This is a genomic window from Xanthomonas hortorum pv. cynarae, from assembly GCF_002939985.1.
In the GTDB taxonomy this organism is placed as follows: domain Bacteria; phylum Pseudomonadota; class Gammaproteobacteria; order Xanthomonadales; family Xanthomonadaceae; genus Xanthomonas; species Xanthomonas hortorum_D.
Genome location: NZ_MDFM01000028.1, coordinates 1 through 20,837, shown reverse-complemented (window position 1 = coordinate 20,837; position 20,837 = coordinate 1). Strand labels below are relative to the sequence as shown.

The following is a 20,837-nucleotide window of genomic DNA, read 5'->3' as shown; positions in this document are numbered from 1 at the left end:
CCGTCGCAGCACACCTCAGCTCGCAGTCATCTTGCAGCGTTGGCGTTCATCACCGCATTGCGGCTGGCATCCAGATACTGCGCCGGATCGCGCATGCCGGTGGTGTGGCATTGCCCGGTGGTGTGGCCGCGATTCACCCCTCCCGGCAGCTGCGCATTAACCTGCTCCACGGTGCCGTCTTCCGGGTCGTTCAACACCAGGTCCGAGGCTGCGTTGCAGTAGTCGTTGGTGTACCAGTTGGTCTTGGCGAACGAGGTCGTGTAGTAGTTGACCTTGGCCCGCGCATCGGCCGGAATGCCGGCCAGCCACGCCTTCGCGCCGTCGTAGGTCATGTCGGTGTTGGTGCCGCAACCAACACCGAACCACGAACCCACCGCCGCCAGAATGCCCGACAGATTGGTGCCCTGATACGGCGTGCCCACCGACTGCATCACCCGCCCGCCGCTCGCGTTATCCAGCCCGCTCCAGTAGTAGGTATACAGATGCAGTGCGGCCATGCCGCCCTGGCTGTGCGCCACGGTGGCGAACGAGGACCACTGGCTGGCGAACTGCGCCAACCGCTGCGCGAACTGGTCGTTGCTGCGGTTCTGTTTGGCATCGATAAACGACGAGGCACTGGTGAATTGCGCCTGCGGCCACACGCCGTTGGAGCAATAGCCGTGCACCAGTACCAATTGCGAAGTGACTGCTTGCGGCTGCGCCATCGCATTGGCACTGGCCAACGCAGTCGGGCGCGGCCCCATACGCATGCTTTCGTCGATCGCACCGGCAGACCGCGCGATGCTGGCACGCCGCAACGCGGGAAGCTGCAACGGCAGCATGTCGGCCTGCACCAGCGGGATGTAATGGTCCGGATCTTCGATACGCAGCCCACGCACGCTAAACGGCGCACGTGCACCGGCACGCGCAATCCAGCGTTCGTCCAGGCTCAGCGGCAACTGGCCTTGTTGCGGCGTCAGCATGCCGCCGATCCATGCTACCGGCACCTCCTTGCCTTTGGCATCGGTGCCCCACACCTGGCCGAACACACGGTAGTGCGACGGCGCCTTGCCGCGCGCGGCGATGGGCAACGCAATGCTGAGCCGCGTGCCATCGGCAGCACGTGCGCTCAGTGCATTGCCGAGCAGACGCAACGAGGTGTCCAGCACCGGCAACACATGCTCGCTGGTGCGCACGAACGGCTGCCCGGCCTGGTCGTGACCGTGCAGGATCACCTGCGCGATCCAGGTGCCTTCGGCTGTCGGTTGGAACGTACCGCCATACACGCCATCGCCGGCTGCGCCATCGTCGTGTTGCCCGTCATCGGCCATCGGCAGCGTGCGGATGCCGCCTTGCGGATCGATCACACGCAGGCTGGCTGTCTCGATCTGCCCAGCCTGCGCGGCAAGCAAGGTCGCGCCGTGTGCATCGTTGCCGCTGAGCAGCGCGTTGAGCGTCAGCGATTGACCCACCTGCTGGCGACGATTGCGCGCATACGAAGCCAACTGCGTGCGTGCATCGCCTTCCATCAACACATAGCCGCGTTGCGCCACCGGCGATGCCGATTGCAGGGTCAGCGACCATGCACCGTTCTGTGCCGATTCCACTGCGTAACGCATGCCGCTGGTGCCACTCTCTGCGCTGCCCAGCAATGTGCGTTGTGCCTGCAGTTGCGGTGCAACGGCAGCGGCACGCGCGCCGGCAACGCGTGGTGCAGTCACTGCCGCATCCCACAGCTGATCGCCGGCCAACACCATGAAACGCAGGTGGCCGTTTTCCACCGGCAACCTGCCTTGCCAACGCGCCGATTTACCAGCCGGCGCCAACTCCACCGGTAGTAACGCGCTCTTGGACAGAATCGCCGACTCGGCCGGATCGGGTACGCGCATCTGCGCGAACTCCTCCGGTGGGCCAGCCAGTTGTTTAGGCTGCAACTCGGCCGCCGCAAGCGGCAGGGACACGAGCGACAGGCTGCACAGTAACGACAATAGCGACGGCTTCGGCATGGCGACATCTCTCCTTGAACGTTGCGAAGCAATGCCGTTGCGCATGGCAACGACACCGGATGCAGCGCCCCCTCGCCGCGATTCGCCGATGGTTATACCGCGCGCTCGTGACAGGTCTGCTGTGCGCTGCAGCACCTCACGCGAAGCCAATAAATAAACAGAAATGAATAGTACGGACTGTGATCCAGGTCGTGGACATGTGGACGATCCACACTTCCGTACCAACTAAAACTGTAAGTCTGCGGTCGCTGTTGACCGCCGAACTCTGCGGGTCTTAGTCCGCACGGACTGCAGACTACCGTGCGAAATCTATTGCGATCTTCGCGATGCCGAGGTCTACAAGATGTGGGCGGCGGTGCGGGAGCGATACTGCTCTACCCACGCGACAGACTGTGCAATGCCGCCGAAGGGAAAGAAGTGCAGGCTGACGTCGCCATGCGCCTCAGTGAGGCCGGTGGCGAGGCGATCCACAAAACAATCCGGCCCCGCGCTACCGAACAGTTTGCCGATCGAGATGCCGTACTTGGACAGCATCGATGCGCATGCGCCCACACCGCAGCGTGCGGCATAGCGCGCGAGCACCGCGACGCCGGCAGGACCGGGAACGCCCACACGCACGGGATGTGCAATGCCACGCGCGCGCAGCGCTTCCAGCCACGTCAGCACGATGTCGGCATCGAACGCGAATTGGGTGACGATCAGCGGCGCCATGCCGCGCTCGGCGATGCTGCGACACTTGCGTTCCAGCACATCCCATTGATCGGTTGCAGGCATGCCCGGATGTCCTTCCGGATGTCCCGCCACGCCGATGGTCTTGATGCCCGCGCGCTCAAACACGCCTGTCGTGATCAGCGACACGCTGTCCGGAAACGGCCCGATCGCAGAAGGCGCATCACCTGCGATCACCAGGCAGCGCTCAACGCCGGCGTCATCGACGGCGCGCCTGACGAAGGCGTGTAGCTCCTCCAGCGAGGTGATGCGGCGTGCGGACAGGTGCGGCATGGGCGCAAAGCCGAGTGCGCGCACGCTCTGTGCGGCGGCCAGTCGTGCATCGTTGTCCTGGCTCGGCAAGTAAGGGATGGCAATGGTCGAGCCACGCATGATCCGCGGCGCCGCTGCGGTCAGCCCGGGAATGTCGGTTGCGCTGACCTCCAACGAATAGGCGTCGGTAACGGTGCTGGCGAGGCTGGGCGTATCCGGATAAATCAAGATCTTTTGCCGTGCTTTGGTGGTGATTGGGTGGTACAGGTACGTCAGCCCTGATCGAGCGGGAAGGGCGCCATGGAACGCACTGAAATCCCGGTGGCGTTGTTGCCCTGGCGAGGCACTCAGTCTTCCTGCTCCCCATCGCCGTAGAATTTCACGCCCAGTTGAATGCGATTGCGCCCGCTTTCCACGCGATGCCGATTGGTGTCGCGCAGCGAGTAGACGCAGCCGCAGTATTCCTGCTGGTAGAAGTTCTCGCGCTTGCTGATCTCGACCATGCGCGAGGAACCGCCGCCCTTGCGCCAGTTGTATTCCCAGTACATCAGGCCGGGATACCTGGCCGCAGCACGTACGCCGCAGTCGTTGATCTGCTGCATGTTCTTCCAGCGCGAGATGCCCAGGGAGCTGGTGATCACCGGGAAGCCATGTTCGTGCGCATACAGCGCGGTGCGTTCAAAGCGCATGTCGAAGCACATGGTGCAACGCACGCCGCGTTCGGGTTCGTTCTCCATCCCGCGTGCGCGTTCGAACCAGTTGTCACGATCATAGTCGGCATCGACGAAGGGCACGCCGCACTGCTCGGCAAAGCGGATGTTCTCGTCCTTGCGCAGCTCGTACTCCTTGCGCGGATGAATATTGGGGTTGTAGAAGAAGATGGTGTAGTCGACGCCGGAAGCCAGCATGGCCTCCATCACCTCGCCGGAGCACGGCGCGCAGCAGGAATGCAGCAAGACCTTGTCGTGGCCGGCAGGCAGTGGAAGTGGCGTGCGCGTGGCGATGCTGTCCATCAGTTGGCTCCCGGCGTATTGGTGTTGGTGTTGGTATTGGCGGTGGCATTGGCATTGCCAGGCGCGCGCGCCAGTTCGATAAAGGCCCGCAGGTAGTCGACGGCGATATCCGCCTCGCGTGCGCCCAGAAAGATCTGTTTGGGAATGCCGCGCGCGCCCAGCCTGACCGGCACCACGTCCATCCTGGAGGCATATTCCTCCACCAGCCAGCGTGGCATGGCGGCCACACCGCGGCCACTGGCCACCATCTGCATCATGATGTCGGTGGTTTCGATGGCCTTGTGGCGCCTGGGCGTGACACCGGCCGGCAGCAGGAACTGGCTGTAGATGTCCAGCCGCTCAAGGTCTACGGGATAGCTGATGAGCACCTCGCGTGTCAGCTGCTGCGGCTTGACGTAGGCAGCCGACGCCAGCGCATGGCCGCTGGCCACGACCAGCACCTGCTCGTAGTCGAACACCGGCTCGAACCGCAGCCCGGGCTTGTACAGCGGGTCGGGCGTGACCAGTAGATCGATCTCGTAGCCGAACAGCGCGCCAATGCCGCCGAACTGGAACTTCTGCTTGACGTCCACATCCACATCCGGCCAGGTGGCCAGATAGGGCGCCACCAGCTTGAGCAGCCACTGGTAGCAGGGATGGCATTCCATGCCGATGCGCAGCGCACCGCGTTCGCCCTGCGCGAACTGCCCCAGGCGCTCTTCGGCCAGGTCCAGTTGCGGCAATACCCGGTTGGCCACCGCCAGCAGATATTGGCCGGCCTGGGTCAGCCGCAGGCTGCGGCCCTCGCGCAGCCAGACGTCGGTGCCCAGCTGCTGCTCCAGCTTTTTCATGCTGTGGCTCAGCGCCGACTGGGTCAGGTTCAACACGCCAGCGGCGGCCGTCAGCGAGCCTTGCTGCTCGACCTGCTGGACGATGGTGAGATGGATGCGCTCAAGCATTCAGATGATCCGAATTCATGGATTGTTGAAATAACACCATTTTACTTCATTGAATGCGAGCCCTAGCATCGGGGTTCGTCGTTCTAGGCCCACCTGCATGACTGTCAACGTGCCACACCCTCTCCGCGTCGTTGCGGTCTCCGGCGGGATGCAACGCCCCTCCAAGGCTGTCGCCCTGGCCGAACACCTGCTAGCGCTGATCGCCGATGCCGTGCCGTGCGAGCAACATCTGGTCGAACTCGGGGCGTTGGCGCCGCAGTTCGCCGGTGCGGTCTGGCGCTCGCAGCTGCCCGCAACGGTGGAGCAGGAACTGATCGCCGTGGAGCAGGCCGACGTGCTGGTGGTGACCACGCCGGTCTATCGCGGGTCCTTCACCGGGCTGTTCAAGCACTTCTTCGACTTCATCCATCAGGACGCCTTGATCGACACGCCCGTCCTGTTGGCTGCAACCGGCGGCAGCGACCGCCATGCGTTGGTGATCGACCACCAGCTGCGTCCGCTTTTCAGTTTCTTCCAGGCACGCACGTTGCCGCTGGGCGTCTACGCCACCGATCGGGACTTTCTGGACTACCGCGTGCACAACGAGGCCCTGGCCGAGCGGGCCAGGCTGGCGGTGCAGCGGGCATTGCCGCTGATCGCATTGACGCGGCAGCCAAGTTCCATCGCCGCAGAAAAAGTCGCTGCGGCCTGAGGGCCATCCCGCCCACGGTTGCCTGGCGGGCCACCTCGCCCTCTTCGGCCACCGGATCCGTTGGCGATGGCCCGCCGATCCAGAGTCCCGGCGTCCATCCAGCAGGCATCAACAGCTTCGCTGAAAAGTGCGCTCGTATTTAATCTCGAAACAAGGCGTCAGCTTGCAATGACTCAGGAATTGACCTTCACCATCAAGAGCCTTTGGTTCGATGAGGACTACCGTCCCGCGGCCAATACGCGCAACACGACCAACTTTGCCAATCTGGCCAGGGGGCAGCGTCGTCAGGAAAATTTGCGTAACACGCTGGCGATGATTAACAACCGCTTCAACGACCTGGCGCATTGGGATAACCCCACGCTTGACCGCTACGCGGTCGAACTCGAAATCATCTCTGTCGAGATGAAGATCGGTGGGAGCGAAGCAGGTGATGGATTTCAAGCAGGCGATGCATTTCCGTTGATCGAGATATTGAAACCCAGCATCCTCGATAAAACGACCGGCGCGCGCATCGACGGCATTGCAGGGAATAATTTTTCCTCCTATGTGCGTGACTACGATTTCAGCGTGCTGCTGCCAGCGCACAATCAGGATGCGTCCAGCTTCAGCCTGCCGAATGATTTCGGCAGCCTGCATGGCAAGCTGTTCAAGCACTTCGTGCACTCGGACGCCTACAAGGCGCGGTTCGCCAAGCCGCCGGTCATCTGCATCAGCGTCTCCAGCAGCAAGGTCTATCACCGCACCGGAAACCAGCACCCCATCCTGGGCATCGAATACCGGCAGGACGAAGGTTCATTGACGGATCGGTATTTCGAGAAGATGGGCCTGCAGGTGCGCTATTTCATGCCGCCCAACAGCGTCGCCCCGTTGGCGTTTTACTTTCTCGGCGACCTGCTGAACGACTACACCAACCTTGAGCTGATCGGCACCATCAGCACCATGGAGACGTTCCAGAAGATTTACCGGCCAGAGATCTACAACGCCAATTCTGCGGCGGGGGCCATCTACCAGCCGAGCCTGAAGCATCAGGATTACTCGTCTACCCAGATCGTCTACGACCGCGAAGAGCGCAGCCAGCTCGCGGTGACGCAGGGCAAATTCACGCAGGAGCACTTCATCAAGCCCTACGGGAACATTCTCGAGCAGTGGGCCTCCAGCCACGCTGTCTAATCAACACGAACGCAAGACATCACTCATCATGAATAAGCTGCTCCCCACCTCAACCGCCGGTAGCCTGCCCAAGCCGTCCTGGCTCGCGCAACCGGAGAAACTCTGGTCTCCCTGGAAGCTGCAGGACGAGGAACTGATCGAAGGCAAGCAGGACGCATTGCGCTTGTCGCTGCAGGAACAGCAGCACGCCGGCATCGATATCGTGAGCGACGGCGAGCAGACCCGCCAGCATTTCGTCACCACCTTCATCGAACACCTCAGCGGTGTGGATTTCGAAAAGCGCGAGACGGTCAGGATTCGCGATCGCTATGACGCCAGCGTCCCCACCGTTGTTGGCGCGGTGAGCCGCCCGAAGTCCGTCTTCGTCGACGATGCCAAGTTCCTGCGCCAGCAAACCCGGCAGCCGATCAAATGGGCGCTGCCTGGTCCCATGACGATGATCGACACCCTCTTCGATGCGCACTACAAAAGCCGCGAAAAGCTGGCATGGGAATTCGCCAAGATCCTCAATCAGGAAGCCAGGGAGCTCGAAGCTGCCGGCGTGGACATCATCCAGTTCGATGAGCCGGCCTTCAATGTCTTCTTCGACGAGGTCAACGACTGGGGCGTTGCCACGCTTGAACGCGCGATCGAAGGGCTCACCTGCGAGACCGCCGTGCATATCTGCTATGGCTACGGCATCAAGGCCAATACCGACTGGAAGCAGACCCTGGGGTCGGAGTGGCGTCAGTACGAAGAATCGTTCCCCAAGCTGCAGACATCCAATATCGACATCATCTCGCTGGAGTGCCACAACTCGCACGTGCCGATCGATCTGATCGAACTCGTTCGCGGCAAGAAGGTGATGGTCGGCGCCATCGACGTGGCAAGCAATACGATCGAAACACCGCAGGAGGTGGCCGATACGCTGCGCAAGGCGCTTCGGTTTGTCGACGCCGACAAGCTCTACCCGTCCACCAACTGCGGGATGGCGCCGCTCGCCCGGCACGTTGCACGAGGCAAACTCACTGCCCTCAGCGCAGGCGCAGACATCATTCGCGCAGAGCTGTCAGCGCGGTAGTGCGCTGGTGCTTTCGATGGATTAGCTGCCGTCGCAGGTGCCTCGCTCTCAGCGTCATGATGTGGAATCAGGTCGTTTGCTTGTCGAGTGTGCCGTGCGCGTACCTAGGCTGAGGCATGGTAGCTAACACCGCATGTGATGCTTGGCTGCCATGTGCGATGTCGATCAGGACCCATGGTTGGCTCCCAGTCCGGGAAGATGGTAAGCCGATAGTGGGCTCTGGCCTGGTTTAACCATTGCTGCGAGGACTTGCTCGTCAGCGCCATCACTGGCCTTGTTAGGAACTGCACGCGCGGGGCGGCTACGTAACCCTGCAAGTGAAAAAGCTGCGAGCTGAACGCGTCACATTTGGCTAACATTTGGTTGCTGTGCGGTACCAAATGGTGCAGAATTTCGTCAACACACCCGCCACGCCTCTACAGCTTCTGCTGAAAGCGCAATTTGGCGGGTTTTTTTTGCCTTGGGCACAGGGAGGTGGGGACAATGCAGTACACGAAGGAGGCGTTGGACTACGCCCAGCAGATTCAGCAGTTGCAGGACCGAGGTCTGGCAATCGCCGATCCCGTCACAGCAGAACTCTACCTGCGGAGGGTTGGTTACTACCGCCTGATGGGCTATCTGTTTCCTTTGCGAGTTGCAGGCAGCGATACCTATCTGCCGGGCGCGAGCATGGACACCGCGCTCGGACTTTACGAGTTTGATCGTCTTCTGCGCCATCTTGTAGGCGAAGCCATTGGACATATTGAAGTGGCCACCCGGACGGCAGTGACCTATAGGCTGGCTCACGCCTACGGAAGCTTTGGCCATCGCAACGCGGCTAATTTCAGGGCAGACGGTGGGGACCGACGCAGTTTAGGTAATTGGCACGTAATCTGGCTAAGAAAGGTCGACGACGAGGTCTGCCGCGCCCGGGAGACGTTCATAGACCACTACAGACAGCGATACACCACCCCACCGTTCCCTGAAGTGCCCATTTATATGGCCAGTGAGGTGATATCACTTGGCACGCTGTCCAAATTGGTGCGTGCCATGCATGGCGTGGATCAAACCGCAATTGCCGCTGAATTTCAGACGGCTGGACCGGTTTTGGTCAGTTGGCTTCATACCGTCTCCGTGGTTCGCAACATGGCGGCGCACCATGGTCGGTTGTGGAATCGGGTTCTTGGCGTGTCGCCGATGATTCCCAGGCACGGGGTCTGGGCGAGCACGTCGTCGGTGGTTCCAGCAAACCGCCTGTTTTTCGTGCTGTGCGTGTTGAATCACCTGCTCAAAAGCACTGCGGCCAACGTTACGAACTGGCGGATGACTGTCAGCAATCACCTGCGACCGCTTCTGGTCGACGCGTCGCATAGAGCCGGCATGGGAGCCCCGTACAACTGGGAGACGCACGCGCTGTGGAGATAAGCACTGACCTGCCACAAGGCTGGTGCGCGGGCATGTCTGCAACGGCCGCTCGATAGCGCGTTTGAAGTGTGTGTATCGCCGTCCTGATTGTCGAGTTGCGCGCTGCTGGCGAACGCGCAACTCGATGTCTTGCATGCAATGCCACCAAAAACAGGAAACTTCCGTAGTACGGGGATCCGGGTAGTTACATCAGGCTCAGTGAATCAGTAATTGACCTGCAACTGCAGCCGCAGCAGATCGCCTTCCACCACCGGATACGGCGCAGTGGTGACGTCGGTGCGCTTCATCTTCGAATACGCGAATACCAGTTCCAGCGCATCCATCGGTTGCCACTCGACACCGGCTTCCACTTCGTCCAGACGCATGCGCGGCGCATTGGTATCGAACTTGGAACCGCCGCGGTAGGTCTGCCATTTCAGGTACGGCAGCAGAGTGCCGTAATTGAAGTCGTGCTTGTACATCGCCTGCACGTAACCGCCGCTCAGCGAACGGGTACGGATGCGCCGCTGCGCGACATCCAGCTCCGGGCCGCGACCCACTGTCCACTCGGCCTGCAGGCCGAACGGCTGCGGGTAGTAAATGATGTGCGCGGCCACGCGTTGGTCGGTATAGCCGTTCGGGTCGGTGATGGCGGGGGTGAAACTGCGCCCATCGATATTCACCGCTGCAGCCGTCGGCACGAAACGTCCGCTGTAGGCATCGGCGCCCACTTCCAGATACTGGCCATTGGCGAACTTGAACGGATAGGTGGCGTGCACCACCGCATGCATGCCGTCGTTGCGTTCGGCGCGGTTGGCGCCTTGGCCGTTGTAGACGCCGGCGCCGATCACGCCGTAATCGCCCGAGCCCTTCAGGCCCGACTTGACCAGATCCTGGAAGCGGCCCTTGGCCACGGTGGGGCTGTAATAGAACACCGCACCGATATCGCGTTCGTCGCGCAGGCCGGAGTTGAGCGCGTCGGCGCGATCCAGCGTGAGACGGTTCTGGCTGGACTGCAGGTTTTCCCAGCCGTACGGCATCTTCGACTGGCCCACACGCACGCGGTATTCGCGCTTCTTGTCGAAGTAGATATCGGCATACGCATCGCGCAGCTGCGCGAAGTTGGAGGTGGTCGAACCGGTGGGCGTGCTCGCAAAGTCCGGCTGGAAGTACAGCGACACGTGCTCGTTGAGATCGCCGCTCAGCACCAGGCGCGCACGCCGGATGCCCAGGCTCTGGTCGTTGCCGATAAAGCGGTCGCCAGGCGCACGCAGGTCTTGCGCGTCGCCGCCGATGCCCTGGTTGTAGCGGATCTGGGTGTAGCCGCGCAGGCTCAGCTTGTCGTACCACTTCTTGCCGGCCTCGCCGGGCTGGGCCGGCGAGGCCGGTACGGGTGCAGGTGCGGTCTGGGCGATGGCGGTGTCGGCCGCCACTGGCGCGGCGGGCGGCGGCGGCAATGCCGGCGCGGCAGGCAGTGCCGAGGCCGGCAGCTTGCCGTTCTCGTCCACCTGCACGAACTTGCCCAGCTTGTCGCGCCCCGGTGCCGGCTCAGCAAAGATCTGCTTGGTCTTGCGGTCGACGTACAGCTCCAGCTCGGCAGCCAGCGTACTGCCGCTGGCGGTCGCGCTGAGGGCGCACAGAACGGTGGCGAGATTGCGTTTTTTCATGGGTCCGGCTCGTGCAAGGGAAACGGGTCGGCGGCAGCGTCAGGCCTGCGGCTGCCCCCAACCGGGGCGGCGAACATGGCGTCTGAGCGCCTGCCAGGCGCCCAGGTCGTCCTGACGTAGCGGCAATGGCAGCAGTTATATTTAGATTTGATGTCAGTTTGGTGACATCTACGGCACGCGTGTACGCAAGCCTGTGTCAGTAGCGTGTCCGGCCGATGTCAGTTATGCGACGCGCGGGAGGCGAACCCATCAGCGCGCAATGTGAGGTGCGGGGCGTTTTTGCAACGCTGTCGTTGCCGCCGCGCGTCCTCAAGTCTGCAGTGCCACTGGCAGGCAGCGACGCCATGAGGCGGATAGTGATGCAGGGCGGAAGGCGCGCGCCGCGTACGGCAACCGCGCCGCTGTCGTCGTCTTCCCGAGCAGCGGTGGGCGAGGGGACGAATGAATCAAAACGCGGCGAAGGCGGGTCAGAGCCCGCCGTCGTCTGATCAAACACCCTGGCGTATCGACGAGCAGGTGCTGGTCAACGCATGTCGACCAGCACCGTGCCGACGCCCGACTCAGGCTGCCGGTGCCGCCTTCAACGCCGCAGCCACCGCATCGTGCAGCGAGGTGGTCGGGCGGCCGATCAGCTGGCTCAGCGTGTGTCTGTCGTCGAACAAGCTGCCGCCGCGCGAAGACGCCGAGCACTGCGCCAGCACCTGGGCGAACGGAGCCGGCAAGCCGATCTGCACCAGCGCCGCCGCGTAGTCGGCTTCGGGCAGATCGTGATACGCCACCGGCTTGCCGGACTGCTGCGCCAGCTCGGCGGCATAGTCGGCCATGGTGAAGGCGGTATCGCCGGCCAGCTCGTAGACCTTGCCGGCCTGCGCTGCGTCGGCGGCCAGCACCGCTGCGGCGGCTGCGGCGTAATCGGCGCGCGTGGCCGCACTGATCCTGCCCTCGCCGGCGCTGCCGATCACCGCGCCATGCGCCACTTCGGCCGCGATCGAGCCGGTGTAGTTCTCGGTGTACCAGCCATTGCGCAGCAGCACATGCGGCACGCCGCTCTCGCGCAGCAGCGCTTCGGTGGCGACATGTTCGGGTGCCAGCGACAGCGTGCTGGTATCGGCGTGCAGCACGCTCGTATAGGCCAGCAATTCCACGCCGGCACGCTTGGCCGCCTCGATCACGTTGCGGTGCTGCGGCACGCGTTCGCCCACCGCATTGGACGACACCAGCAATACGCGGCCCACCCCGGCGAAGGCCTCATCCAGGCTCTGCGGGTCTGCATAGTCGGCGCGACGCACGCTGATGTCGCGTTTTGCGAACTTTGCGAGTGACGCAGTATCGCGGGCCGTTGCTACGATGCGTGCCGCTGGCACACGCTCTAGCAAGGCTTCGACGACCAACGCGCCCAACTGCCCGCTGGCGCCGGTGACGAGGATCAGGGGGGAAGTGTGTGCCATGGTGAACTCCAGTTGGTATTGATAAGAGGTGTGGTCTACTATCTAGACTCTAGGTCCGCGCACCCATTATCAGGGCCGTTCGATCCTCCACAAGGAGGCAGTTTCCTTCCCCCTGGTTACCGTGAGATACCCCCGTGAACGCGATTGCTCTGTTTCCACCGCCGCCGTCCCTGCAAGGCATGCCCTTCGACGCCACCAAGTGCCCGGTGCGCGATGTGATCGATCAGATCGGCGACAAATGGACCATGCTGATCCTGCTGACGTTGATCCCCGGCCCGTCCCGCTTCAGCGCCATCCAGCGTGCCGTGCCGGACATCTCCAAGCGGATGCTGACCCAGACCCTGCGTAACCTCGAGCGCAACGGCATGATCACCCGCAAGGTCTACGCGACCAAGCCGCCCAGCGTGGAATACGCCTTGTCCAAGCTGGGCGTGGCGCTGCTCGGCCCGATCTCGCAGCTGCTCAACTGGGCAGGCGAGAACCATGCGGCCATTCGCTCCGCACGCGAACGCTTCGATCATGCCCAGCAGCCGGCGGTCGCGCTGGGTGCCGATGAAGCGATGGCGTAAGCGCTGTCAACCCAAGTTGGGCCGAGTTGCAAACAACTTGGTAGCACGCCTTGAGATGCCTAGCACAACCATTTGCAGTTGTTGTGCTAGGTACTCTACCGCTCTTGTTGGATTAGGCAGTACGCAACGGCGCTGACTTCGCCAGCGCCGTGCATCCCTCGAAGCTGCGGAGCGAGGTATCCCAATGATCCCCCAACCACTGATCGCAACCCCGGCTATCCCGTGGATTACGGCTCAGGGTGCGGGTTGGTGCGCCGTATCAGACACAGCCAGGTCCTGATACGGAATACGTTCGGCCAAAGGAGTTTCGCCATATCCAAGTTTACGGGCCAGCGCGGGAAGGGCCTCGAAGCTTGCATTCATGCCTTTGACAATCGCGGTTCCTACATGACGAAGGAACTCGCTCCTGGGAGCCAAAATCTGATGCAACTCTTCTGCGGTAATCTCCCGTTCTTCGCTTTCCATGTGCTCGCTTGCTCGCGTCAGAATGGTTTGCACAACGCGCGCGTGCTTGGCATTGTCGGATTCGAATAGCCCAGGAACATGCACGCGTCCGCCAAGCGCCAGCGCGTTCAGAGCGATGGCTTCGATCGGATTGAAGACGGCGCTCCGGAAGATACGTAGCACCTTTTCCGAGAGCAATCCTGTGGCTTTGTCGCTGGCGATCAGCGGGATCATCCCGACAATGGATGCCAGCCCCATAGACTTGACAGCGGTGCTTTCGCCGGGGGCAATATCGAGCGCATGGCGCGTCATCTGCTCAATCGCCTCCTCCGGGCCCATGTTCTCGCCGGGATGCGCCATCACGCCATCCTTAATGCTCTGGAACAATCCAGCACGCATCAACTCTTCGCTTTCCTTGACTTCGGGTGGAATGCCCGAAGCAGCGCCAAAAATGGCCGCTTCGGTTGTCGTCGTATTGGCCGCAAGATCACCTAATCCTGACTTAAAGCCTGCGTACTGCAAGACGTTATTGGGGAATGACACAACTGAAGAGATGGCACCGGCTTTCATCGCCTTGGGGAGCAGGTCGCGCATTGACCAGTCCTCACCCTTCATACCCTTGATGATTGCGAGCACACACATGGTGTCCATAGTCTCGATTATCAAAGGCGGCACTGAATCGATTCCGGCCAATTGCAGAGCATACTGACTGGGCGAGAAATTTTTGCCGAAGATGGCTTTTTTCAACAGTTCCGAAGCGCCGAGTTCCCATGCGGAGCCGAGCATGCTGCTGACGCCAATGCTACCGGCCAAGCCGCCGAGCTGGAATTCTTTCTTGGTCGCCACATGTAGCAATTCCTGTGCACCCAGACGAACCTGGAGGTCCTCGTCCCCTTTGAGTTTCTGGTTGATGAACGCCGACAGGACATCGTCATTGGACATGACATCTGGGGCACACGAGGCGAGGAACGCTTTCGCGCTGATCTGGCTGCCGTCTGCCATCTCGATCAAAGCGCTTGGGCCAAATGCTGCGGAGCCCCGCTCAATCGCCTTAAGCAATAAGGGGATATGAATGTCAGCATCGATTTGCTCAGCTGTCCGCTCTGACGAGTCGGCGGTGGGCATCAGTTGCGCCGTTTCCACCGTGAATGCGTCCTTGAACTCCTCAAGCGCTTTCTCCGGGTCTCGACGCGACGCCATCTCTAGTCGGACCCCCTCAATGCTCGCGGCCTGTGACGGGAATGGCTGGTCAGCCTGCGCGAAAGATAACAACGCGTGCACGACCGGGTTGTCAGAAACAAGTCGGCCCGACTCCCTGCGCACCGAGCCGACATGCCCGGGTTTTTGAAAAGCCGCTAACGAGGTCAGTAGTGGGGTTTCCAATCCATTGTTATCAGTACGGCCGGATCCTTGCCCGGCAGCCTCGGGGCTAGCTGGCCGGAGGCTTACACCGCGCCGCTGCGGGGGCCTGGTGGTTGGCAGCCTGCTGTCTTCGGACTGACGGTAGACGCTATGGCTAAGCTGCGCGTCAGGTGCCAAACCCGAATTGTTATCCGTGCCAGATTCAGGTTGGCGTATGTGATCGAGTGACGACAAGGAATGGGATCGTGCAAGCACTGCCTTCATATTGTTCACCTCATGGAAAATTCATCAAGTTTGGGTAACGCAAATACAGCTTGTGGCGAGACCTTCCCAGCCCAGATGGAGAAAGCCATTCCGTAACACCAAATGTTTGACACGGATCTTCTTTTTTTACTGGAAGAGCCGCGTTGATGCACTGTTTCATGATTAAAAATGAGACGGGATCTTGACCAATGAGCGCTATGCTTGGCTGCGGGTCAGAATTTAGTTGACCGTCCAACCCCTTCCGGTCAAAAAATGCGGTAAATCGTCTAGCTTATATGGATATCTCCAACATAATAAATGTGACATCGATCTAATGTCGGCATATTCTGACTGGTCAGCGGAGCCGGATGGCGCGACCACACGGCGCAGGTGCCGCGCCTCGCGAAGAGTAACCTCGGACGCAGGGCGCGGAGCATCTGGAATGCTTTTTGCTTAGGGGCAAGCAGGATATGGCGTTTTATTCGAAGTTTGATCTATAGGTGTGGCGCCACCGACGGTCTAGATAAGCGCTTATTATGAGGCGGCTACACCGCAATTTAACGGACAGGTGCGAAATGAATTAGCAGGTTGCGAAATTACTTTCGCATCCGTGCGCCGCCGCCTTATCGCATCTCCAGTCTTCTTCAAAGCCACCATGAAGATTCGCAAGTAGTAAGCAAGCAGGTGCGGTGTCGACTCCCCACAATTCAGTGCCAGCCAAAACTAGAGGTCTGCGGTTGATGTTGCTCACGGAACTCGGCGGGCGTTAGCCCGCCCAGGCTGTCGTGCGGGATCTGCTGGTTGTAGTCGGCCAGCCAGTGTTCGGTCTGTTCGCGAACCTCGCTCAGCGTGCGGAAGATGTGCATGTCCAGCACGCCGCGCCGGTAGCTGCCGTTGAAGCGTTCGATAAAACCGTTTTGCATCGGCCGTCCCGGCTCGATGAAGTCCAAGGCGATGCCTTTGCGCTCGGCCCACTCGGCCAAGGCCAATGCGACAAACTCCGGGCCATTATCCAGGCGAAGCTTGACGGGATAGCCGCGCCAGGCTGCGATGCGCTCCAAGGTGCGGATGACGCGGGCGGCCGGAAGATTCAAGTCCACTTCGATCGCCAAGGCTTTCCGACTGAAGTCGTCGATGACATTGAACGTGCGGAAGCGTCGACCATCCCACAGCGCATCGGACATAAAGTCGATTGACCATCCAGCATTGGGGCGTGCTCCGCATGTCAGCGGTTGTGGATGACGCGTCGGGACCCGGCGCCTGCTGCGACGACGCTGATTAAGCTTCATCAGGCAATACACGCGCCAGACCCTTTTGTGATTCCACACATGCCCGCGACGGCGGATGATCTGAAAGAGCTTTCCAAAACCACGCTCGGGAAAACGCTCGACCAATTCGGAGAGCAGCGCAATGACCTCCTCATCCCGATCAGGACGGCGCTGATAGCGTGCAGTCGAGCGCGCCACGCCAACCACCGCACAGGCCCGGCGCTCGCTCCAGCCATGCTGCTCGACGAGCCAGGCAAGAAGCGGGCGCTTGTGCGCCGGGTCTACAGTTTTCTTGCGATGACATCCTTGAGTGCATGGTTTTCCATCGCGAGCTCGGCGTACATGCGTTTGAGCTTGTTGTGCTCAGTCTCCAGGTCGCGAAGGCGCTGCACATCAGCTGCCTCCATGCCACCGTACTTGGACTTCCAGACATAGTACGTCGCATCGGAAATGCCCAGCTCACGGCATACATCCTTGACCTGGCGGCCGCCCTCAACCTGCTTCAGCGTGGCGACAATCTGGCTCTCGGTGAACTTGCTCTTGCGCATCGTTGGTCTCCTGAGTGGCTAGTGTGCCCGGAGACCTCTAACTATGGATGGATCAATTTTACGGGAGGCTGACACTTGGTCATGCAGTAGGCGATCAAACAGTGCAACGACATCAAGCCACTTGAATGCAGTCCCACGGTACAGGTAGTGTAGTTTTGTTACCCAGAAATATCCGCTAACTCACTGATGCAATGAGTGAAATCCGAGCTTGTGAGTCATTTTTACACGTTTGTTGGCTGAACCCCAACTTGGGCTGGCCATGTGTATGCGGTCCAAGCCTGCGCACAGGTTTTCACAAGTAAATTATGTCGGCTGAACCCAGTGTGGGGAGGAGGCCAGCTTGGCCCCCATCCCCGGCATCGGAGATGGGGGCATGCGCTATTTGCCCATATGTCTTGCTAGAGAAACGTCTTCACCATTCAATGGCTCGCGACGTCACGATTGTTTCGAGCCTCTGCCCAGCTAAAGTTCCGTGATTTTAGAGACAACACGGGTTGGAACTCCGTCGACATCAATTTCCCTGCCCACGTCGTCACGCTGCGCGTTGACGATCACCCCCTTGAGTACACGACCCTTTGGCTCCGCAACACTCTTTAATTGCTTGATATCGGAGGGTTGATCGCCGTAAGAGGTTATCGGCACATTAGGTTGAACCGACAGCCGTTCAAGGCTCTCTGCCAATCTCGTTGAATCGGGTTTTTTGTCGATCCGTCCAATGATCGTGGAATCCGGATGGGAGTAAATTGCTGCCTCTGCAAGAGTAGCCCGTAGGGGTTCTTCGTCACTGCCATTCAATGAACTGATAAGCCGTTTCTGCAAATCTTCAGGCATTTGAGAAGGGGCCCAATGCGGCTTTTCAAGGGTCACTTCTTCCGCGCCGGACACCACGTCAAAGTAGTGCATCATTCCAAGATGATTGATCTCGTTTTCCAAATCGCCGTGACCGCGATTACTAATCAATATAACGCGAGAATTCGCATTGCGTGATTTCTCCAGAATTTCTTTTGCGCCAGGAAGCAGGGAAAGCTCGATGTCCTGGAAGGGAACATCCCGGCGATAATTTTTTTTCGAAATTTCCGGTTTTACTAGCATTTTATATTGGCGGACAAAATTAGAGTAAATGGCATTATTTATCGACGCCGCTTTCTGCTCAGAAATTCCTGGTAGCATTTTCCTAACAAAATCTTCAATTATGTGGCGCTTATATACGCTTGGCTTACCCATCAAATAAGATGAAAAGTCTTTTTGATTTTTCATCAGCAATGGCGCTTCATCGTCGACCGGTCCTGCATCTTTCAACTTACTGTGCAGGACCCCTACGGCATCTCCGAGCTCAGGCCACGTGGACGCATGCTCCCTTGCTGCGATAGCTAATGCGTTATGCATAAGCTTGTAATTCAATCCTTTCTCGTCACGCAGACAGTCGTCCCAATCCAATACGACAACCTGTTTTACTTCAGATGCTTGGATTGAGGAACGGCTCGCTAAACTAACCTGGTCGAGCTCTTTCACGATTTCATCAGGTGAAGCAGGTTTCATCTTCAAAATAGGAATAAGCGAATCATGCTCACCTTCGAGAACTTTCGCATCATCTACGAAGTTACGCGCAGAATCCGTCCCTGCCATCTCTTGCATGGAACGTAGTTTTTGCATTTGCTCAAGCGTATCTGGCGCGTCCGGATCTATCCCTACATTGTGAAGATGGGCTCTTTCGAATAAGTTATTTTGAATTGACTCGAATCTTGAGATTGCCGAATCGCTCGCCGGATCTATTGCGTAGGCGATTAAAATCATCGCTTCGCTATTGGTTAACTTCTCACGCGGCATTCCGATTGCGGCAAGGCGTTCAGTAACCTTTCCTTGAGGATCCCAAGATGCTAGGGTTTCGTCTAGAAAAGCGCTAACCTCGGAGGACATGGTAAGTTGCGGTGAAAATGGATGAGCGCTCAGCGTTGCAAGAGCAAGCACGTCCACACCTGCCTCCTTGGCTGCTGCTTCCATTGCTAGCATAGAACCTCCTGCCTGAATGTGGTCATCTGTAATGACAACTTTATCGCCGCGTTTCAGGTCGGTTGTAACGAAATAAGGCTGCTGTACCAAACGGCCGATCGGACTCGCTTCCGTGCGCGAGGTTCTTGAGAGACCCACGAGGGACTTATGATCTGTAAATACAATAGGCTTTCTGCCATTCTTCTTAGCTGAAGTAGCTTCTAAGGAATTTAGTGAACTAGCCAGCTCTGTTTGTTCGCAAAAAGTAAAGAAGTTTAACGTACTATCTTCGGCATAATGGTCGCGCGTCGGCCTTAGCAAATGAACCACTCCGCCTTCATCGCCCAAAGCCTCAACTACATGGCGATGTAGCCGTGCGACGTATTCTCCACGAGATTTATCGATTGTCGCTGTAGCCGCGAGAGCTCGAATAGCACGTGCTCCCTGACTCTGAGTACTCAACAACGGGCTGGTTTTCAGTCTGCCGAGTTTGCTATTTTCGCCCTCGATTGGTTCATCAGTGAAGAGATCTCGACCACGCTTTCCCACATGTCTAACTGCATAATAGTCCTGCTTTCCCTTCGAGAGGCTTTTCACTGATTGCAAAGATGGCTTCTCGGTAGCAAATTCGCTAAAAAAGAAAGGCGCTTTCCCGGATTCATCCCGTGAATGATAATTTTGCGAATCTACACGCTTTGCAGACCCTAGGTTTTGGGTAGAGAGAAGAAACTGACCTTTTCCAACGTTGTTGTTCGAGCGTTGCTCGGCAATCATTTTATTGACCGCCTGAAGGTTGTCGCTAGCGGTTGGTACCTTAGATGGAGTGCGATTGAGAGGGCGGAGCCCTTTTAGCTCTGCGCTTAACGCTGCATCCTTTGGAATGTCGCTATTGCGACCCACTGGAATTAAAATTTCTGGCGTTAAATCTCCCTCAGGAAATTGGCTAAGATCATGAGACTTGCTTACACCACTTGTTTTCATCAAGATTGACTCCTGTTGATTGCCCCATTCCCCCTGATTGCTTGATTTTATAAATTAAATAATTTATTAATTTTATTTAAAGTGTCTTATAAAGATTCATGGCGCCTCAAATTAAATCATTATTTTCCCTGGCACCCTGGTGCGCTTCCGCTAATAAAACAGATCCTTATATGAAGGGCCTCGACGAACGCTGCAAAAAACTAATAAATATTTTCTCAGGACCTCCTTGAATTGAAATAAAATAATTTTGCACGGAAATTATTGCCTTAGTACGGCGGTTACGCTGATGGGGAAATTAAAGTCATATCGACAGCAAATATTTTAGCTTTGCGGTATCAGTAGACGGGTACTTAAAAGAAAAAACCTGTCTGATAGCGAATATTCGATTCTGCAGGACAGTGACGCGTTTAACAAAAAGAGGGTTTGTAGGAGTATTAAGCGTCCGACGCCCCACCCTGAGTTGCGGTAGGTTTAGAGTCCGGGGCTGGGTCAAGGTGGTGAGAAGTGATGAGGTGGATGCGGCGGCGGGGCAGGAATCGGCCTGTACGAGGGGTACATGAGGATTCCGAGCAAGGACCGTGCCCGTCTGGCAGCTGCGCAGTCGTTTTGTTAGCTGCTCTTAGGTGTCTCCCGTAATGTAATCCCCCGCGGAGTAGCAGACGCCAGAAGTGGAATTCTCTCGTATCCTTTTCCGAGCAGGTTCCATGAAGACATCCCGCTTCACCGACAGCCAGATCATCGCCGTACTCAAACAGGCCAGGCTGGCACGCCGGTGCCGCAGTTGTGCCGCGAGCACGGCATCAGTTCGGCGACGTTTTACAAGTGGCGCAGCAAGTTTGGCGGCATGCATGCGTCGCTGATGTCCCAGCTCAAGGAGCTGCAGGACGAGAACCGGCGCCTGAAGAAGATGTACGCCGACGCCCAGCTCAGTGCCGACCTGCTGAAGGAGGCGATGGCAAAAAAATGGTGAGGCCATCTCAACGTCGGGAGATGGCCCGAACAGCGGTCGAAGTGTGATACGCCCAGGGTTCCGTAGACACTCAAGACCCTCGTTGCGCGTAGCGCCGTTCAAACTCTACAGGGGACAGGTCGCCAGT

Annotated in this window: 14 protein-coding genes and 1 pseudogene; 6 read left to right on the top strand and 9 right to left on the bottom strand. The window is 58.8% G+C overall.

The window, feature by feature from the left end; genetic code table 11:
• Positions 1-26 precede the first annotated feature (26 nt).
• From XcyCFBP4188_RS17250 to XcyCFBP4188_RS17235, 4 genes are all read right to left on the bottom strand, one after another.
• Positions 27-1,985: a choice-of-anchor X domain-containing protein gene (locus XcyCFBP4188_RS17250; RefSeq protein WP_104592518.1), complete on the bottom strand. Its 1,959-nt coding sequence runs from the start codon at positions 1,983-1,985 to the stop codon at positions 27-29.
• A gap of 336 nt (positions 1,986-2,321) precedes the next feature.
• A complete protein-coding gene (locus tag XcyCFBP4188_RS17245; RefSeq protein ID WP_043910753.1) occupies positions 2,322-3,194 on the bottom strand; it encodes a methylenetetrahydrofolate reductase in 873 nt (290 codons plus the stop codon).
• A gap of 119 nt (positions 3,195-3,313) precedes the next feature.
• Positions 3,314-3,979: an epoxyqueuosine reductase QueH gene (locus XcyCFBP4188_RS17240; RefSeq protein ID WP_006452647.1), complete on the bottom strand. Its 666-nt coding sequence runs from the start codon at positions 3,977-3,979 to the stop codon at positions 3,314-3,316.
• On the bottom strand, positions 3,979-4,917 hold the full coding sequence (locus XcyCFBP4188_RS17235; RefSeq protein WP_006452646.1) for a LysR family transcriptional regulator: 939 nt from the start codon (positions 4,915-4,917) through the stop codon (positions 3,979-3,981). Before XcyCFBP4188_RS17235 ends, XcyCFBP4188_RS17240 begins: the two co-directional genes overlap by 1 nt.
• A 97-nt stretch (positions 4,918-5,014) precedes the next feature.
• Here XcyCFBP4188_RS17235 and msuE point away from each other — a divergent pair, with 97 nt between their 5' ends.
• From msuE to XcyCFBP4188_RS17215, 4 genes are all read left to right on the top strand, one after another.
• Positions 5,015-5,608 carry an FMN reductase gene (gene msuE, locus XcyCFBP4188_RS17230; protein ID WP_006452645.1) on the top strand — a complete coding sequence of 198 codons (594 nt, stop codon included), beginning with the start codon at positions 5,015-5,017 and terminating at the stop codon, positions 5,606-5,608.
• Between the two features lie 168 nt (positions 5,609-5,776).
• Positions 5,777-6,778, top strand: coding sequence for a DUF1852 domain-containing protein (locus tag XcyCFBP4188_RS17225; protein WP_006452644.1), 1,002 nt, complete (start codon positions 5,777-5,779; stop codon positions 6,776-6,778).
• 28 nt (positions 6,779-6,806) lie between these two features.
• Complete coding sequence (locus XcyCFBP4188_RS17220; RefSeq protein WP_006452643.1) at positions 6,807-7,838, top strand: methionine synthase; 1,032 nt, start codon at positions 6,807-6,809, stop codon at positions 7,836-7,838.
• 483 nt (positions 7,839-8,321) lie between these two features.
• Positions 8,322-9,242, top strand: coding sequence for an Abi family protein (locus tag XcyCFBP4188_RS17215; RefSeq protein ID WP_167393565.1), 921 nt, complete (start codon positions 8,322-8,324; stop codon positions 9,240-9,242).
• Between the two features lie 203 nt (positions 9,243-9,445).
• Here the strand turns inward: XcyCFBP4188_RS17215 and XcyCFBP4188_RS17210 are convergent, their stop codons facing one another.
• Positions 9,446-10,888, bottom strand: a complete 1,443-nt coding sequence (locus tag XcyCFBP4188_RS17210; RefSeq protein WP_104592516.1) for an OprO/OprP family phosphate-selective porin — start codon at positions 10,886-10,888, stop codon at positions 9,446-9,448.
• 560 nt (positions 10,889-11,448) lie between these two features.
• Positions 11,449-12,336 carry an SDR family oxidoreductase gene (locus XcyCFBP4188_RS17205; protein WP_104592515.1) on the bottom strand — a complete coding sequence of 296 codons (888 nt, stop codon included), beginning with the start codon at positions 12,334-12,336 and terminating at the stop codon, positions 11,449-11,451.
• Positions 12,337-12,470: 134 nt separating this feature from the next.
• Here XcyCFBP4188_RS17205 and XcyCFBP4188_RS17200 point away from each other — a divergent pair, with 134 nt between their 5' ends.
• Positions 12,471-12,905 carry a winged helix-turn-helix transcriptional regulator gene (locus XcyCFBP4188_RS17200; RefSeq protein WP_043910746.1) on the top strand — a complete coding sequence of 145 codons (435 nt, stop codon included), beginning with the start codon at positions 12,471-12,473 and terminating at the stop codon, positions 12,903-12,905.
• Positions 12,906-13,139: 234 nt separating this feature from the next.
• On the opposite strand, the gene xopB is transcribed toward XcyCFBP4188_RS17200, so the two are convergent.
• From xopB to xopC, 3 genes are all read right to left on the bottom strand, one after another.
• A complete protein-coding gene (gene xopB / locus XcyCFBP4188_RS17195) occupies positions 13,140-14,975 on the bottom strand; it encodes a XopB/HopD1 family type III secretion system effector (RefSeq protein ID WP_229015306.1) in 1,836 nt (611 codons plus the stop codon).
• Between the two features lie 686 nt (positions 14,976-15,661).
• Positions 15,662-16,770, bottom strand: a protein-coding gene (locus XcyCFBP4188_RS17190) for an IS3 family transposase (RefSeq protein WP_104592514.1) whose coding sequence is annotated in 2 segments (ribosomal slippage) — positions 15,662-16,518 and positions 16,518-16,770 — 1,110 coding nt in all. Because the reading frame shifts where the segments join, the coding sequence is not laid out codon by codon here.
• 462 nt (positions 16,771-17,232) lie between these two features.
• Complete coding sequence (xopC, locus tag XcyCFBP4188_RS23475) at positions 17,233-19,740, bottom strand: type III secretion system effector protein XopC (protein ID WP_233397333.1); 2,508 nt, start codon at positions 19,738-19,740, stop codon at positions 17,233-17,235.
• A 704-nt stretch (positions 19,741-20,444) separates the two neighbouring features.
• On the opposite strand from xopC, the pseudogene XcyCFBP4188_RS17170 reads away from it, so the two are divergent.
• Positions 20,445-20,748: pseudogene (locus tag XcyCFBP4188_RS17170) on the top strand (transposase); the annotation flags it as partial.
• Positions 20,749-20,837: the final 89 nt, after the last annotated feature.